We start from the raw sequence: 16,711 nt of genomic DNA, 5'->3' as shown, positions 1-16,711 counted from the left end.
GGTTCCCCACGGGTGACAAGGTGCCTCCCGATGCTCGTGAAATTTAACGAGGTACCGGGCCATGAGAGGCCGAGTGGTAACAACCTTCCTTGCAATCTGCCTGAGCAGCGGCGTTTGCTTTTCTCAAATTTACACTGTTCCTCCCGATTCGTTCGGTACGCGCACCAACTCCCTCGACAGAATGCAGGTCAGCAGTATTTCCGGTGTGGTAGTAGGCTCCGACGGCTCTCCTATTCCCGACGTCCGTATTGAGGTTCGCAGCGAACAGACATCACGGATTATCGCGACCGGCTATACAAACAATGCTGGAGCATTTCAGTTCGCTGGACTACCCGCCTCTGGTTACGACGTGACGGCGGTGCGTGGGTTGTCAGAGGCGCATGAGCACCTCGCTTCGGGCGATTTTGGGATGAATCTTCGGCTGCGACTCAACACGGCGGCAGGCGCCAACCAGGCAGACGGGAACGCGACGGTTTCAGTTGCTCAGTACAAGGTTCCACAAAAAGCGCGGGATGCATACCACAAAGCTGAAACTGCTCTTTCCAAGAATCGCAACGATGACGTGAAGAAAGAACTGGCTAAAGCCCTTGAGATTTATCCTGATTATGCGGAGGCGCTCACGCTGCGCGGCGTTATGTCGCTTGACTCTTCGCATCCGGAAGCGGCAATTAACGATTTTGACCACGCGATTAAATCGGACCCGGGCTATTCACTCGCGTATACGGCGATGTCGGCAGCTCTGAACCAACTGCACAAGTTTGACGATGCGCTGCGCTCAGCTGATCGTGCGATTACGCTGTCGCCGAGTTCGTGGCAATCGTATTTCGAAATGGCCAAGGCTTATGTAGGAAAGGCCGATTATCAGCATGCACTGCAGCAGCTCTCGAAAGCGCAGAGCTTTCTCCCGAAGGAATACGCTCCTGTCCATCTTGTCCGCGCCCATATAATGCTGGCCCTTAAGAACTACACCGAAGGACTTGCAGAGCTGCAGGAATTCCTGACTTTGGCGCCGCAGGATCCCAATGCAGGAGCCGCGCGGGAGACCATTGGAAAGCTGAAGGCATACATGGCGTCGGCAGCCAGCCCGGCTGTTCCTGCAGCCCACTAGATCAGCCCAGCCGAAGCTCATCCAGAAATTGCCGCAGAACTCGGCCAAATTCTTCCGGATGCTCGAGAGCTGAGTAATGTCCGCCACGCGCAATGGTCTGTAGCCGCGAGCCACTAACGTGTTGATGCATGAGCCGCGCGTTGGCGATCGGCGTAACCGTGTCTTCCTCGCCAGCGACGATCAGCGTGGGCACGTTGATCGTGCTCAACGTAGGGACTGAATCGGGACGCTCCGCCATTCCCTGCTGAATCGCAGCCAATCCATCGACACTCATCATCTGCATCATGGCGCGCGCATTTGCAACGATGTCAGGACGCGTTCGACGCGTTGTTTCTCCGATCAGGTTTTGCGCCTGAGCATCGAAGAATGGACCGGTCCCGTGGAGTCGCGAGTCGGCAATGGATTTCAGTCGATTTGCTCTTCCCTGCTGGGTGTCCGCTTCGGCCCGCGTGTTCGCAAGCACCAACGCAGCAACGCGCTCGCGAAAGCGTCGCCAGAATTCAAAAAGCAGGTATCCACCAATGGACACGCCAACGAATACCGCTTTGGGAATTTGCAGCGCTTCCAGCAAGCGCGTCAGATCGAGGGCGTATTTGCCCATCGTCGCTGTTCCCTTGCCTACCTCGGAGCGCCCGTGGGCGCGAAGGTCGGGAAGAATCACGTTGTAGCGCGTCGCCAGCTTGTTTGCTATTGGTTTCCAGAATTCATGGTGAACCGGGAATGGATGAAGCAGAACGATTGGAAAACCCTCTCCCATTGAATCGTAATAAAGTTGGGCATCGTCGCTGGTGAATTGCATCTACCCGTTCTATACCGTTTTTCGGATTGCTGTAGACCGTTTTTCGGGATACGAGACTCTCTCGCCACTGTCATCCCTCCGAGCGAAGCGACGAACTGCGGATCTTGCATATTTTGGGTTGCGCTCCGGGGGATCTGCTGTTCCTGCGTTTGAAGAAAAAGCAGGTTCCGGTTCCGCAAATAAACCGTACGCGACTCGTACCTTTTCGCCGCGGCGGCGCGAGAATTATCTACTTCCCATTTCGATCACTTTTCCGCGCGAGGCTTTGCGATTGCGATGATCGAAGAATGCCCACAACCCGAATGCGGCAGTTCCGAGCAGTGCTGTAAGCGCAGCTCCCGCTTTTACTTTCCCGATAGCGGCTTCGGAGTTGATCCTCTTCACGATGTGCGCTTCCGGTTTTCCTGATTTAGGAAGGTCCTGCTTGATGGCAGCATTCAAGACATCCGCTAAATGGAGCGGATAGCGATCTGTGTTCTGCCGAATCTGCTCGCGGCAGCTAAAACCGTCGGCGAGGATCAGCTCGTCCTCGGCAGCTTCGCGAACCGCAGGGAGCAAAACTCGCTCTCCGCACGCCTGTGACACCTCGTACTTCTGCTCTTCAAAGCCAAAGGGACCTGCCATGCCGCAGCAGCCGGAATCCAGGACTTTGGCGTCGAGCCCGATGCGTTTGAACACCTGCTCCTCGGCTTCAGTCTTAAAGATGGCCTTGTGATGGCAATGGTTCTGAGTAATGGCTTTTCGCTTCAACTGCGGAAACTCGAACTCGCTCGCCTTCTTCTGAATGAACTCGCTCAAGAGCATCACCTGTCCGGAGAGTTTCTCGCTCAGATGCTCATCGGGCAGGAGGTTCTTGAGTTCTTCTTTGAACACGGAAGCGCAGCTCGGCTCCAGGACCAGAATGGGAAATCCGGCCTGTATATCCCGTTCAAGGCTTCGCAAAATGCGCTTCAGGTAGACCTTGGCCTCATCGAGCATGCCGAAGTCATAGAGAGGACGTCCACAGCAGAGGTTCTCACGCGGAATGCGCACGCGCCATCCCATATATTCGAGCACTTCAACCGCAGCTTTCGCTGTGTGGGCGTGGAAATAGTTGTTGAAGGTGTCCGTCCATAAGATCACCTGCGGACCGGGGGAGCGATCCGTCTTGCGTCCATTGAACCATTGGCGAAAGCTTTGGGGAGCAAACGGTGGAATCTGCCGCTGGCTCGGTATCTTGAGCACTGCTTTCATCAGATCGCTAAAACCAGGCGTTTGGCTGAAGAAATTGGCGAACTCCGGAGCAATCGACGCCAATGCGGCCCAGCGATCAATGTATCCAAAAGCAAATGCCGAAATGGGACGCTTGTGCTTCTCGTAGTAGTGCGACATGAATTCGGCTTTATACGTCGGAATGTCGACGTTCACCGGACACTCGCCTTTACATCCCTTACAGCTCAAGCAGAGGTCGAGCGCTTCCTTGACGCTCTCGTCCTGCCAACCTGATTTCAGTTCCTCTCCCTGAAGCATCTCAAAGAGCATGTGCGCACGACCGCGGGTGGAGTGCTTCTCTTCGAGCGTGACCATGTAGCTCGGGCACATCACGCCTTCTTCTTTACGCCGGCATTTGCCTACGCCGACGCAGCGCATGGTCGCATGCCAGAAACGGCCTTCGTCCTCGGGAAACTTGAAATGAGTCTCCGGCTGCCAGGGGGCGAAGTCGGCGCCGAGGCGCAGGTTCTCGTCGATGGGGAATGGATCGACGACCTTATTGGGATTCATCTTGTTCTGCGGATCCCAAATTGCCTTGAACTCCTGAAATGCCTGCACCAGTTCGGGACCGAACATCTTGGGCAACATCTCTGCCTTGGATTGTCCGTCACCGTGCTCTCCCGAAATGGAACCACCATAACTAACCACCAGATCGGCGGCTTCGCTGATGAAGGCGCGATAGTTGCGAATGCCTTCCACTGTACGGAAATCGAAATCGATGCGCGTATGGATGCAGCCTTGCCCGAAATGTCCGTACAGGGAGCAGTTGTAGCCGTGCTTCTCCAGCAATTTGCGGAGGTCGCGCAGGTAATGTCCTACTTTGTCGGGCGGAACGGCTGAATCTTCCCAGCCTTCCCACGTCACAGGCTCTCCGGGAACAAAGGCCGTGGCGCCGAGCCCGGACTCGCGAATCTCCCAGACGAGCTTCTCCTGCTTCTTGTCGTCGTAGAGCTTCATCTTGGGAGCGTTAGCTCCGGCTTTGAGGCGGGCCATCATTGCGCGCGCCTTCATGTCGGACTCTTCCTTGTTCTCACCGCCGAATTCCACCAGCAGGAAGCCTTTGCCGTCGGGGAGCAACGCCAGGTCTTCGACATGAAGTCCCTTCTTCTTCATGTAGCCGACAAGACGGTTATCGATTCCCTCCAGACCGATTGGCTTGAATGTAAGCACTTCCGGAACGTGATCACCCGCCGCATAAACATCGTCATAGCCGAGAACGACGAGCGTGCGAGCAGGCGGCGAATACACCAGCCGCAGCTTCGCCTCCAGGACCATCACGCACGTAGCCTCGGAGCCGACCAGCGCACGCGCAACGTTGAAGTGGTTCTCCGGCAGAAGCTCGTTGAGGTTGTAGCCGGAGACGCGTCGAGGAATGTTGGGATAGCGCTCGCGAATCAGGTTCGCATACTTGTCACGCAGGGCCTTGAGCTTGGAATAGATTTCTCCACGCCTTCCGCCTTCCCGAATGATGTGCTCGAGTTCGGCCTCACTGGTCTCACCGACCTTCATATGAAGACCGTCATAGGTGAGGATGTCCAGCTCGTAGACGTTCTCTTCCGTCTTGCCCGCCATGAGAGCATGCACACCGCAGGAGTTGTTGCCGATCATTCCCCCGAGCGTGCAATGGTTGTGAGTTGCTGGATCCGGACCAAACGTGAGATGGAAGTGCTCTGCAGCTTTGCGCAGCGTGTCAAGCACAATGCCAGGCTGCACGCGCGCATATTTCTCACGATGATTCAACTCGAGAAGCTGGTTGCAGTACTTGGAAAAATCGAGAATCACGGCGAAGTTGCAGCATTGGCCACAAAGGCTGGTCCCCCCGCCGCGCGAGAGTACCGGAGCTCCATACATCCGGCACAGACGCATCGTGGCAATCGCATCCTCCACATCGCGGGGGACGACCACGCCGATCGGGACCTGGCGATAATTCGATCCGTCGGTCGCATATAGCGCGCGATCGCCGTCGCCGAATCTGACCTCGCCTTTGACGATCTCCTTGAGGGCTTTTTCGAGCTCGTGGGCTTCAGCGAAGCGCTTGTGCTTGGACGGATCGTGGGAGCTGGGTGGAAGAATTGAGGGATTGTGAGCAGCCGGAGTCAACGCCACTAGCTTTTGCATGACTTTAGGTTGGATTGCTGCAAGTACTCCTCAGTTTGCTAAAAACAAGGGCAAGCAAACGCCATAAGCAACAAAGGCAGCCAACAATGGCTGCCTTCGTCGTTTGGACTTGCACTTCAGTGATGCGTTGTTGAGCGCCTGCGAGTAGTGCTACGGCGTGGCGGAGCTTTCTTTGGAGGTTCTTGCTTTGCTCCTTCTGTGAGCGTCAACATCACGCCCCCCCCAGTGTTGGGCAAACAGCCTGCGGGCTGCGGCTGCTGTGCGTTCGCTCCAGGGGCCGCAGGTTGCTGTTGTTGTCCGGCGGCACCGGGTTGTTGCTGTTGTCCTGCGGCAGCAGGCTGTTGCTGTTGCCCGGCGGCAGCGTTTTGCGCAGGTTGCGGTGGAGGCAAAGGAGTGTAGCTGGTTGCCTTGCCCACCCAACGTCCGCTTAGCATCGCTCCCGCTTGCGGAACCTGTGAAGCAGGTAGCGGCTTGGTCAGCTTGAGCGTGACGTCTGCCTTGCCTTCCTGGATGTCATCATCGGTCGTGGCAAGCTGAAGTTCATCCGCAGTCGCGCTGATCACCTTCGCCGGATGCTCCGGACTGCTCACTGGAATTCCCTTCCCGTTCAGGAACGCCCAAACAGCATCCGCATCCTTCTGATTCCCGGAGCCGAGCACGAAGAGCCAGTCGCCGTATGCCATCTGCGAGACGTCAGGATTCTGCTTCATGATCGTGTCGGCAAACTCGCACGGGGTGGGCGGAGGCGGAGCAGGTGTAATGGTGAATCCCGCCGGAGGAGCAGGAGAGTTCTGTGCGGCCTGCAGCACCTGATCCCATCCGTCGGTGCTGCCGTGATACTTCTTGTAGTAGTACTGCGCGAATTTGTTGATCTGCTGCTGCGCGGCCGCATTGTTGGCCGAAAGATCTACAGCGCGCGCTGCATAGAACAACCCGTTGATGTAGTCGGGAGGATTGGCCTGCAGATAAGCAGTAGCGAGCGGATAAACATCCTGCAGGTTATTCGCATCTTCGGGAACCGCAACAGCGGCTGCAAGCGCCTTCTGGGCGGTAGCGTAATCCTTGCGCTGCAAGGCATCCATGCCAATCGCGCCGTTAAAGATTACTTTCACTCCATCCTGCAGCTTCTTGTAATCGGCATCGGAGACACCAGCCGGACGCGGCATAGTTTCTGCAGCCTGGAGTCCGCGCTGCGCATACTGGGCCGCCTGAGCGTAAACCTGAGGCGCTGTCTGAGGGTTCGATTGAGCAGCTTGTGACCGTGTCACAAACGTTAATAATGCAAGCGCGCGGATATTGTTCGGATCGACCTGCAGCAGACGATTCGCTGCGTCGGTCATCTTCGGGCCGTTGTTGGCCGCTTGATACGCAGCCATCAACTGCTCCAGTGTCTCTTGCTTCACAACCGTATTCGGATACTGTTGGAGAAAAGCTTCCAGCGCCTGCGCCTTCGCGTTCGGATCCTGCGCGCTGATCGCGCTCATGTACGCGTTGTACTCAGCAGGATCTTTGATCGTTTTCTGCTGCGGCTGCGCGGCCGGCTGACCGCCTGTGGTCTGCTGACTGCCTGTTGTGGTTTGTTGACCGGCTGTGGGCTGCTGTCCGGGTGTGGTCTGCGCGGGTGCAGTACCCTGCGCCTCCTGGGCGAAGCCATATGCGGCAAATGCCAACAAGGACATCAAGAGCAACTTCTTCATTCGAAGCTCCTTAATTCGCGGTCCTGGCAGGAGCACCTTCTGCGGATCCGCGTCACTCGGCACTAGATTTGTGAAACACGGGCACAACCGGCACAGCGAAAATCCCGCCCGAACTCTCCCTCGCATTACCGCTCAGCGAGATGAGAGCTCCAGTGGAATACCGCTTACGACGAGAAAACGCTGATTATAAAAATGCACCATCCACATAGCAAGCGGCGAATTCCGCGAAAACACTGTTAGGACTCTTTACTGATTAGATGCAAGTCACAGCTCGTTCATCATCTTTCGTCCAGCAAAAAGGCACACCGCTCCCACATCCATTTTGACACCGACAGATCATAGGAGTTCCTGCCTCGCAAGAGGCCATGAATGGTAATTCATTCCACATTACTCTCGCCGCCACCAGCCAGAAGCTCCCGGCACGAGAAGCATGGATCGATAGGAACAGCGAATTTAACAGCGAATGCGAAAATCGCGGGCTCAAAATTGAAGAATTCTGCCCAAAATCCGCAAATTTGCTCGCGGGCCAGCGAATTAACAGCGATTGTAAGGAATTTCTCCCTACTCCATTGAAATTAGCAGAGTTGCAAAGACAATCGGCGAGAGTGCCGCAAGCGAACAGGGAACGACCAGGGATTTTTTGTCACAAATTGTGACTGTGCGCCACCGCTCACTCCAGCGGCTCGCCGGACGCGATTGCGCCTCCTGGATGACTGTTAGCGCAGCGTCTCTCCATGTTGCATCGCGACCACCTGAGCGCCGCCTCCCTCAAGCAGCTTTGCCAGTTGCGGCGGCCGTCCCGTAAGCAGTGGGAAGGTATCAAAATGCATAGGGATCACGAATTTTGGCTTCAGCAGCTTGCAGGCGTACGCCGCCTCGCGCGGTGACATCGTGAACAGATCGCCGATGGGTAGCATGACCACTTCGGGAGCATAAAGCTCGCGAATGATTTGCATATCCCAAAAAACGTTGGTATCGCCGGCGTGATAGATCTTCACTCCGCCTTCCAGTTCGATCACATACCCGCAGGCTTCACCGCCGTAAATGATCTGGCCTTCATCTTCAATTCCGCAGGAGTGGTCGGCATGAACCATGGTCACGCGCACGCCTTCGATGGTCTGCGACCCACCTTTATTCATTGGTTGGATTTGCTTGGCGCCCTTCTTTTGCAGCCACAAGCAGAGCTCGTAAACGCCCGTGATCTTCGGATTGTGTTTCTTGGCAAGCTCAACGGCGTCGCCGATGTGGTCGCCATGCCCATGCGTGCAGAGCATCACATCGATCTTCTTGAAACTCTTCTTGTTGTCCGGACAAGCGGGATTGTTCATCACCCATGGGTCAATCAGGATCGACTTCCCTGAAGGAGTTTCAATATGGAACGTCGCATGTCCGAGCCAGGTAAGTTTGTGCCCTTTGAGATCGATCAAGGTGAACTCCTAAACACGCTTCTGGCTTCTGGCCACTGGCTCTCACAGGTGCACCAAGCTTGCCCGTTCTTCTTCACAAACTCTGGGATTTTTTCGCTGTTTGGAAAAACGTTCCAAATTCTCGGCAGCGTATGTGAAGAGCCAATAGCCAGGAGCCAGTAGCCTACTTATTCCACGCTGACCAGCCGCCGATCAGCGAATACACGTTGTTGAATCCCATCTTCTTCAGCATCCAGGCGGAGAGAGCCGACCGGCTTCCGCCGCCGCAATAAAGAACGATCTTTTGGTTCTTGTCGGTTGTGACTTTGTCGATGTCTCGCTCGAGCACGCCGCGTGATATGTGCTTTGCGCCAGGAATCATGCCGCGTTGAGCTTCATCGGGCTCGCGGACATCAATCAACTCAAAGTTGTCTCCACGCTTCTGCATGGTCTTAAGCGCTTCGACATCGATTTCCTGAATCTCCCGTTTCGCTTCGTTACAAAGCTGATTGAATTCCGGCATCGGCATAGAGTGCTCCACAGAAAACAGTCGATTCTAAGACGTGAAGTTGGAGGCTCGCAAATGTGAGAATTTCCTTACGAGAGCGCAAGTGCAGATACGCGGTTTCGCGAGCACTGAAAGGTGCAGATCCGAATCGGCGGCGCAGCTTTCTGAGATGCCGCAGCGGCCATTCGACGCGGTGGGTATTCCGTGATTTCCCGATTTCGTGATTTCCCGATTTCGTGATCGCGCTGGTGAAAAAGCTCACGTCCTAAACTCGCCTGCAGCACTGACCGTTCCACGTTGCTCGCGGTATCAACCAAGACGGTAGCGTCCTCATACCCGTGTCATCCTGAGCCCCGCCTTTGGGCGAAGGACCTTGCGTTTGCTGTTGACGTTGATTTTGCTGGGTACAAAGCCGCGACCAAGCGTCGAACCTGCAATCCGAAAATTCCTGTCCGGACCTTTCAAGTAACCTTAGTCACTTTTGAATCTTTGGTATCGCCCCAAACACTTCCAATGCGGCGATTCTGCGGGTAGAGTCATGTGGACAAAGCTCTCAAGATGCCAAGGGAGTACTCTGTTCAACGCATGCACCTCATGCTCGAATCCGCCGGCAGGACCGACGTAGGCTGCGTGCGCACCAACAACGAAGACAACCTCGGTTGGGACCAGAGCCTCGGCATCTATGTGGTCTGCGATGGCATGGGCGGAGCCCAAGCTGGTGAAGTTGCCAGCAAAATGGGCGTCGACCTCGTGCTCGAATACTTCCGCAATTCGAAACAGAACGGCAGCTACGCCGACGTCGATGGCCTCCCCGAAGATCTTTCCCCCGCCGGACGTCATCTCTGGACCGCCATCCAACAAGCGAATACAGCCGTCTTCGACGCCGGACAGAAGAACGACCTGCAGCAAGGTATGGGCACGACCATCGTCGCAGCTTTCTTTCATGACGATGGCCTGCTGACGCTCGCGCATGCCGGAGACAGCCGCGTGTACCGCGTGCGCAATGGCGCAATCGAGCAACTCACGCAAGATCATTCGCTGGTTGCCGAGCAGGTGCGACGCGGCATGATGAGCGCCGAACAGGCGGAGCGGTCCGAGCTGCAAAACATCATCATTCGCGCGCTCGGTTCCGAGCCGAACCTGGAGCCCGAAGTGCAAGACCTGCTGGCTCTGCAGGACGACGTTTATCTACTCGCGACCGATGGGCTTACCAAATTGGTAAGGCCGGAATCATTGAAGGCAATCATTGAAGACTCACGCTCGCTCGACGAAGCGTGCGAACATCTCATCCAGGCAGCCAAAGATCAAGGTGGAGACGACAACATCACCTGCCTGCTTCTGCGTGTGGTGGAGCGTCAGTGGTATCACAAACTTTTTGACTTCGCGCTCGGCGGAGGAAACTGAAATGGCGAAACTCTTTCTTAAATTCGAAGACTCTGTCCTGAAAGAAGTCCCTCTTTCGCAAAATCCGGTCACCATAGGACGGCTGCCCGACAACACCATCCAAATCGACAACCTCGCCGTCTCCGGGCATCACGCCAAGATCTACTGGGATGCGGGCAAGTACGTCATCGAAGACAACAATTCCCTAAATGGAACGTACATCAGCACCGCCCGCATCAGCCGCCAAACCCTGAAAGACGGCGACGATGTCGTGATCGGCAAGCACACCATCTCCTTCAAAGACGAAGGTTTCACGCTGCTCTCAGCCCAGCGCGCGCCCGTGCAGCAGAACACGCCCCCGCCAATGGCCAAACTCGAGAGCACGGTGATGCTCGATACCAAGCAGATGAAGGAGCGGCTCGCGGGTGCGCCTCCGTCCAGCTCGCAGCAAGGACTGGGAATCGCCGGCGCCGGCGCAGCACGTCAAAGCTCCGCCGCCGCCGCGGACCGAATTGGAACTCTCACCGTTCTCGATGGCAAGACCGACGAACGCGAATATCTGCTGACCAGCAAGATGAGCGTGATCGGCAAGTCCGACATGGCGTCAATCAAATTAAAAGGATGGTTCGCTCCCAACATGGCCGCCATCATCTCGAAACGCGATACGGGATACTTCATCGCCGCATCCGAAGCCAAGATCAAAGTGAAGATCAACGGAGAAGAAATTTCCGGCCAGAAGCCGCTCTCCGATGGAGATACCATCGAAGTGGGTGGGGTGACCATGGCATTCGGATTCCAGGATCAAACAAAATGAGCCGCCGGTTGCGCGCCATCAGCGGCCAGCCCCGGCGCAAGCCGGGGCTTTTCCTTGCCCGTTGCATCATTGGCACATCTACCTATGACCCCGAGGTGAACCATGACATGCGATCGTGAACTCCTGCGAAACGTCCCACTCTTCGGCCTTCTCGACGACGACGAAGCCGCCGTGCTCGCCGCGCAAGTCGAACTCAAACAATTTGCCCCACGCGAGCGCATCTACAAAATCGGCGATGCCGGCGGACGCGGATACATCCTCGTCTCCGGCCGCGTCCGCGTTTCGACCGTCGATCAGGACAACCAGGAGGTTGTCATCGACGAGCCCGCAGCCGGCGAGTTCTTCGGCTTCGCCTCGATGCTCGACGGCACCGAGCACAAGAGCGGCGCGATCGCGCTCGAGCCTTCAATGTGCATCGAAGTCGACCGCAACGATATCGCCGTGCTGCTCACGCGCAAGCCGCACGCCGGCATGGACATGCTCAGCGTCCTCGGTCGCCAGTTTCACACCTCGCAGGAACTCATTCGCCTGCGCGCCGCGCGCAATCCGAACGAATTGATCGAAGAGAAGACCACCACCGGCGAGCACGTTGCCGACGCCGTCGCCCGCTTTGGCGGCTCCTGGAAGTTCATCATTATCTGTCTTCTTGTGCTCGTCGGTTACACTGCAACCAACGTCACGCTCGGACGCTCCGCATGGGATCCATATCCATTCATTCTGCTGAATCTTTTCCTCTCGATGCTCGCAGCCATCCAGGCGCCGATCATCATGATGAGCCAGAACCGCCAGGACGCTAAAGACCGCGTCCGCAGCGAATTGGACTACGACGTGAACCGCCGCTCCGAAATCCAGATTCAAGGCCTGGCAAGAAAACTGAACCTAATCGCCGACAAGATCGACGATGTCGAGGATTTAGTGCGCGGCAAAGTAAACGCGTAACCTAAGGAAAGGCGAACACGAAGATCACGAAGGCAACAGAGAGAGGTCACAATTAGCATTTGGCTCCGTGACCTCTTGTGTTCCCTTCGTGACCTTCGTGTTCGCCTTTCCCGGTACCATATATTGATTAAGTACACTCCGCGGGCCTGTAGCTCAACGGTTAGAGCAGGGGACTCATAATCCCTTGGTTGGGGGTTCGAATCCCTCCGGGCCCACCAGGAAAAACCGCAGTGGGCAATTGGCAGTCTCCATTCGGCCACAGCACAAGTCGCTAACTGCTTCTCCCGTCGTCGCGCTTGTTTTCGTGGAAGCCCTCGAGTTTAGTCGAGGGCGACGCTTTAGCGTCGTCTTAACGAACGCTTAATAAGATTGCGCTTTAGCGCTGGTGTGACTGCGACGAACTACATCTCCAAGGAGCACGCTTGCTGCGCACCAACATCGTCATTTAGGATGAATGTCGGCGCTAATCACCGCGTCGGCAGATCCTCGCGATCACCCACCCAGCTCGTCTTCCAACATCGAAGCATGGGCGCGTAGCTCAACTGGCAGAGCAACTGACTCTTAATCAGTAGGTTGAAGGTTCGATTCCTTCCGCGCTCACCAACTTTTCAATGGGTTAGCTCGCTTTGCGCTCTGTCTGCGCTCCATTCAGAGCTAATCCCACCACTTTGCTGTGCGCTTGGGTCATCTCATCCGTTGCCGCATCGCCGCACACATTCATGGTTGTGCGAATGTCGGCGTGCCGCATGAGCTTCTGCTGCACGCCCACTGGCGTTCCGACTGAATCCAGCCAGGAGCGATAGGTATGCCGCAGAGAGTGCGTCCCAAGTTGACCGATTCCCGTTGCTGCGGCGGCTTTTTGCTCATGCGCCAGACCTGATCGTACGACCACGGCAGCCGCCCAGCTTTCGTTGGAGAGGCAAAGATCCAATCTTCGGGTTGCGAAAACTGGGTCGTTTGTCTCCACACCTTGAGCACTTCGAAACATCAATGGACATTTGCCGACGTGACTCGTCGCTTTTTACATCGTCAACCTGCTGGCAAACGATGCCCGCTCGACCAGCAGCTTGCCATTGAGCCAATCAACGTCCGACCAACGCAACGCCAGACACTCACTGATGCAGGCCCAGGCAGACACACAGCAGACCATCGTGCGAAACGGCTCTCTCATGTTCTGCGCGAACCGGCGGAACTCTTCCACAGTAAGGCTGCGCGGGTGCCGCTTGCGTTTCGTCGCACCTCGAACCGTGACTTCTCATTACTAAAGCAAAAGACAAGAGCATGTAAGAGGTACCGAGTATGAGACGTGCTGTTGTGCTGCGGATTGAGGCCACCCAATCTTCTCTTCTTTAAGATTTTCGTTAGACCGAGCCGAGGCGGGACAACGCCCGAAAGACGATTATTACAACCTGCGCTGAAAACTGTTTAAGGGGAACCGCTCGAGTATTTAGCTTCGCGTAAGTTTGAAGGAATTGCTCGATTTCTTATTTCTGTGCTGGCGTGGTGCAGCTCTGTGGAGTAATCTCTCACCGAGATTGCCATGAGATTCGCCATTCGGCTCCTGCTTACCGTACTGGCAGTTTTTTCAGTTGCGAGTGAAGGGGAGGAAATTGCGCCGCCTGTTCCGCAGAGCTTCACCATGCACTCGAAAGTGCTGAATGAAGATCGCGTGATTTGGGTGCGCACGCCTCGTGGTTACGATCGGAGCACGCATATTTACCCGGTCATCTACCAGACAGATGGTCCATGGCATGTGAACGAGATTGGCAGTTCGATCGATTTCTTGGTCACGAATACTCGCATGCCAGAGGTAATCGTCGTCGCAATTGAGAATACCGATCGCACGCGCGATTTGACCTCCACTCACCACAAACTCCCGGAAGGAAAAACCGACCCATTTCCAACCGCAGGCGGCGCCGATAAGTTCCTCGATTTCATTGAAGCTGAGCTAATGCCCGAAGTCCAGAAGCGCTATCGGGTCGCGCCGTACAAAATTTTGACTGGGCACTCGCTTGGTGGCCTGCTCGCGATTTACGCGCTGATCACACGACCGAACATGTTCAAGGCCTACCTCGCGGTGAGTCCGAGTCTGCAGTGGGACGACGGGCGTGTTCTTCATCAGGCGCAACAGTTGTTTGCGACCCAAGCGAAGCTGAATAGCACGCTGTTCATGTCATTGGCTGGCGAAGGAAATTCTGATAATCCGATGTCGCGAAATTTCTCGGCTCTGGAAAAGTCGCTTTCGCAACACGCACCTGAAGGTTTTTTGTGGAAGGCCGAGCACTATCCGGACGAGACGCACGGCTCAACTGTGCTGCGCGCGCACTACGCCGGTCTATGCATGATTTTTAAGGGATGGGATCCACCCCGCGACGAAACGTCCGGCTTCATAGGTGGTCTAGCCGGAATTGAGGATCACTACCGCAAACTGTCTCAGCGTTTCGGTTACAGCATTCCGCTGCCGGAGACTGTCATTAACGAACTCGGCTATCAACTCAAGAACGATGGCAAACTCGATGAGGCAATCGCGGTCTTTCAGCGGAATGTTCAGCTTTATCCCGAATCGGCCAATGCGTACAAAAGCTTGGGCGAGGGCTTCGAAGCGGCTGGCAAGTACGATGCCGCAAGTGAGAATCTCCAACAAGCAATTGCACTGGCCGCCAAGTACACCGATGCAAACCTCGGTCCATACAAACAGCGCCTGCAGCGAATAGCCGCGGAAGCAAAGAACGCTGCGCAAAAGAAGGCCATTGCCATGGGCCCGAACTAGCGCGGACCACAGACTGCATTGCAATCGCTTTGAATGCGTGAGAGGCGGCACTCTATTGAGTCAGGTTCATGCGGCGCAGCAGTTCCTGAAAACGCGGGTCGCCTCGCATCGGATCGAATCGGGGATCCACCCCGATGTTTGGCAGTCAAACCGAGCGGTCGCGATACGCTTTCTCCAGCCAAGCCATTGCTTGATCTTTGTCTCCGAGCGTCGAGTACACAGCGGCGACATTCATTCCACAAACATAGTTTTGGTTTGCCTGCGCCACGATTTCTTCTAACAGCGCGTAAGCTCGTTTCTTGTTTCCTGCAACCGCATATGCGGCCGCTGCTTGTGCCAGCATCGTGGGATTCTTTGTCGAGGCTTCTACGCGCGCTGCTACAGCTTGCGCTTGCTCACGGTGACCAAGTTCTGCGTATGACATCGCAAGAAGTGGGCTGTTGTCTTCTAATTCTTTCGCCGCTTCATTGATCGCGTCGGTGTACCGTCGCGCGAAGTACAGGATGCCAACGAAGTCATCCAGCTCCGCAGGAACAGCTGGGTCAAGATCGTAGGCCCGTTGGCAATTTTGAATGGCCTCGTCAGTCCGATGAGGCACAAACAGCAGATAACGCCCGTAGTGCATATGCGCTAGAGACGAGTTTGGATTTAATTCAAGCGCCCTTCGCAGCTCCTGCTCCGCGCCCCGCCAATCCCACTCGTAGACGAGCTTTACTAGGCCGAGTTCGGAGTGTGCTTCCGCCAGGGAGTCATCGAGTTCGATCGCTTTCAACGCCGCGGCCTTCGCTTTCGGCATGCTTACTTTAGGAGCGTCAGGGGAGCCGGTATAGGCTACGGCAAGACCCGCATAAGCCAAGGCATCGTTGGGATCAATCACGATGGCGTGCTGGAAATGTTCAATTGCTTTTCCATTGCTGTCCACTGAATTGTGCCGGAGCTCGTATAGGCCGCGCAAATACGCCTGATGAGCTTCTGGATTGACCGTCCGTGCTTGGGAAAATTCAGTTTGCTCTTGCGGAGTTAGCTGAATGCTGATCTGCCTGGCAATGGCTGTGGTCACTTCATCTTGAAGTGCCAGCACGTTTCGCAGGTCACCCTCATACGTGTCCGCCCACAGGTGGCGGTCCTCGCGCGCGTCGATCAATTGTGCCGTTATGCGCACGCGGTCGCCAGCGTGCGTCACCGTTCCTTCGATGACGGCATCGACCTTCAAGTCGCGCCCGATTTGCGGCACCGGCTTGTGCTTGCCTTTGTACTGCATCACCGAGTTGCGCGAGATCACGCGCAGAGAGTGGATCTTCGCTACATCCGTGATTAGCTCATCCGTCATGCCGTCGGCGAAATATTCCTGCTCCGGGTCTTGCGACAGATTCTCCAGCGGTAGAACCGCAAGTGAATGGATATGTGCGGGAGTGTTGGCTGCGCGGCTCTTTGCCCACCACGCCATGAAGCCCAGGCCCACCAAGAGCACGGCCGCGACACTAATCGGGGCCACTCTTCTCCTATTGCCCCTTGTCCCTGGAATTGTTCCGAGTGACACTGTCTCGGCGATCTTGACTCGGGACATGGTTGCCGGCCCGACGTTTTTCTCCGGATCCGCAACCACTTTCGCTTTGACTGTCAGCCGATACCCGAGCTTCGGCACTGTCTCGATGTATTGGATACCGTTGGTGTCCAGAGCTCGACGGAGGGACCAGATGTTCTGCGCAAGATTGGCTTCTTCTACAAAGGCATCAGGCCACAACCGCTTCATCAGGTCGTCTTTTTTTACAACGCGGCCGCTATCTTCTACGAGTGCTAAGAGGGTCTCGAACGCCTTGGGTGTGAGCGGGACGGCTTTGCCATCTCGCAGCAGCTGGCGCTGATCAGGATCGATCCTGAACGACCCGAACTCGTAAATCCGCTTGATTGGCATAAC

Annotated in this window: 12 protein-coding genes and 2 tRNA genes; 7 read left to right on the top strand and 7 right to left on the bottom strand. The window is 55.9% G+C overall.

The features are described 5' to 3' along the window. Positions 1-73 precede the first annotated feature (73 nt). Entirely contained in the window at positions 74-1,108 is a 1,035-nt protein-coding gene (locus VFU50_15175) for a tetratricopeptide repeat protein (GenBank protein HEU5234202.1), read from the top strand. Between the two features lies 1 nt (position 1,109). Here the strand turns inward: VFU50_15175 and VFU50_15170 are convergent, their stop codons facing one another. The 5 genes from VFU50_15170 to VFU50_15150 form a co-directional block, all read right to left on the bottom strand. Further along, positions 1,110-1,907 (bottom strand): alpha/beta hydrolase, encoded by a 798-nt coding sequence (locus VFU50_15170; protein HEU5234201.1) that lies wholly within the window; start codon positions 1,905-1,907, stop codon positions 1,110-1,112. 225 nt (positions 1,908-2,132) lie between these two features. Continuing rightward, entirely contained in the window at positions 2,133-5,276 is a 3,144-nt protein-coding gene (locus VFU50_15165) for an FAD-linked oxidase C-terminal domain-containing protein (GenBank protein ID HEU5234200.1), read from the bottom strand. Between the two features lie 116 nt (positions 5,277-5,392). Continuing rightward, on the bottom strand, positions 5,393-6,973 hold the full coding sequence (locus tag VFU50_15160; GenBank protein ID HEU5234199.1) for a hypothetical protein: 1,581 nt from the start codon (positions 6,971-6,973) through the stop codon (positions 5,393-5,395). 716 nt (positions 6,974-7,689) lie between these two features. Continuing rightward, positions 7,690-8,400, bottom strand: a complete 711-nt coding sequence (locus VFU50_15155; protein ID HEU5234198.1) for a metal-dependent hydrolase — start codon at positions 8,398-8,400, stop codon at positions 7,690-7,692. A 163-nt stretch (positions 8,401-8,563) separates the two neighbouring features. Further along, the gene (locus VFU50_15150) at positions 8,564-8,908 is read right to left on the bottom strand and encodes a rhodanese-like domain-containing protein (protein ID HEU5234197.1); all 345 of its coding nucleotides are present in this window, start codon (positions 8,906-8,908) and stop codon (positions 8,564-8,566) included. 564 nt (positions 8,909-9,472) lie between these two features. On the opposite strand from VFU50_15150, the gene VFU50_15145 reads away from it, so the two are divergent. The 5 genes from VFU50_15145 to VFU50_15125 all read left to right on the top strand — a co-directional run bounded on the left by VFU50_15145 (position 9,473) and on the right by VFU50_15125 (position 12,626). Beyond that, positions 9,473-10,291, top strand: a complete 819-nt coding sequence (locus VFU50_15145; protein HEU5234196.1) for a Stp1/IreP family PP2C-type Ser/Thr phosphatase — start codon at positions 9,473-9,475, stop codon at positions 10,289-10,291. A 1-nt stretch (position 10,292) separates the two neighbouring features. Further along, on the top strand, positions 10,293-11,084 hold the full coding sequence (locus tag VFU50_15140; GenBank protein HEU5234195.1) for an FHA domain-containing protein: 792 nt from the start codon (positions 10,293-10,295) through the stop codon (positions 11,082-11,084). 102 nt (positions 11,085-11,186) lie between these two features. Further along, positions 11,187-12,023, top strand: coding sequence for a DUF1003 domain-containing protein (locus VFU50_15135; GenBank protein HEU5234194.1), 837 nt, complete (start codon positions 11,187-11,189; stop codon positions 12,021-12,023). Between the two features lie 142 nt (positions 12,024-12,165). Then, positions 12,166-12,241: transfer RNA gene (locus VFU50_15130), tRNA-Ile, on the top strand. Between the two features lie 309 nt (positions 12,242-12,550). Then, positions 12,551-12,626 (top strand) — tRNA-Lys (locus VFU50_15125). Positions 12,627-12,639: 13 nt separating this feature from the next. Here VFU50_15125 and VFU50_15120 read toward each other — a convergent pair. Further along, positions 12,640-12,954, bottom strand: a complete 315-nt coding sequence (locus tag VFU50_15120; GenBank protein HEU5234193.1) for a hypothetical protein — start codon at positions 12,952-12,954, stop codon at positions 12,640-12,642. A gap of 609 nt (positions 12,955-13,563) precedes the next feature. On the opposite strand from VFU50_15120, the gene VFU50_15115 reads away from it, so the two are divergent. Further along, complete coding sequence (locus tag VFU50_15115) at positions 13,564-14,793, top strand: alpha/beta hydrolase-fold protein (GenBank protein ID HEU5234192.1); 1,230 nt, start codon at positions 13,564-13,566, stop codon at positions 14,791-14,793. Positions 14,794-14,938: 145 nt separating this feature from the next. On the opposite strand, the gene VFU50_15110 is transcribed toward VFU50_15115, so the two are convergent. Continuing rightward, positions 14,939-16,708, bottom strand: coding sequence for a winged helix-turn-helix domain-containing protein (locus tag VFU50_15110; GenBank protein ID HEU5234191.1), 1,770 nt, complete (start codon positions 16,706-16,708; stop codon positions 14,939-14,941). Between the last annotated feature and the right edge of the window lie 3 nt (positions 16,709-16,711).

The sequence above is a fragment of the Terriglobales bacterium genome (assembly GCA_035764005.1).
Lineage (GTDB): Bacteria > Acidobacteriota > Terriglobia > Terriglobales > Acidobacteriaceae > Gp1-AA112.
Note: the sequence above shows the minus strand (reverse complement) of the source record. Positions and strands in the feature narration are given on the sequence as shown.

Coding starts and splice junctions, on each gene's coding strand:
- VFU50_15170 (HEU5234201.1), bottom strand. CDS start 1,907: ATGCAATTCACCAGCGACGATGCCCAACTTTATTACGATTCAATGGGA.
- VFU50_15165 (HEU5234200.1), bottom strand. CDS start 5,276: ATGCAAAAGCTAGTGGCGTTGACTCCGGCTGCTCACAATCCCTCAATT.
- VFU50_15160 (HEU5234199.1), bottom strand. CDS start 6,973: ATGAAGAAGTTGCTCTTGATGTCCTTGTTGGCATTTGCCGCATATGGC.
- VFU50_15150 (HEU5234197.1), bottom strand. CDS start 8,908: ATGCCGATGCCGGAATTCAATCAGCTTTGTAACGAAGCGAAACGGGAG.
- VFU50_15145 (HEU5234196.1), top strand. CDS start 9,473: ATGCACCTCATGCTCGAATCCGCCGGCAGGACCGACGTAGGCTGCGTG.
- VFU50_15140 (HEU5234195.1), top strand. CDS start 10,293: ATGGCGAAACTCTTTCTTAAATTCGAAGACTCTGTCCTGAAAGAAGTC.
- VFU50_15135 (HEU5234194.1), top strand. CDS start 11,187: ATGACATGCGATCGTGAACTCCTGCGAAACGTCCCACTCTTCGGCCTT.
- VFU50_15115 (HEU5234192.1), top strand. CDS start 13,564: ATGAGATTCGCCATTCGGCTCCTGCTTACCGTACTGGCAGTTTTTTCA.
- VFU50_15110 (HEU5234191.1), bottom strand. CDS start 16,708: ATGCCAATCAAGCGGATTTACGAGTTCGGGTCGTTCAGGATCGATCCT.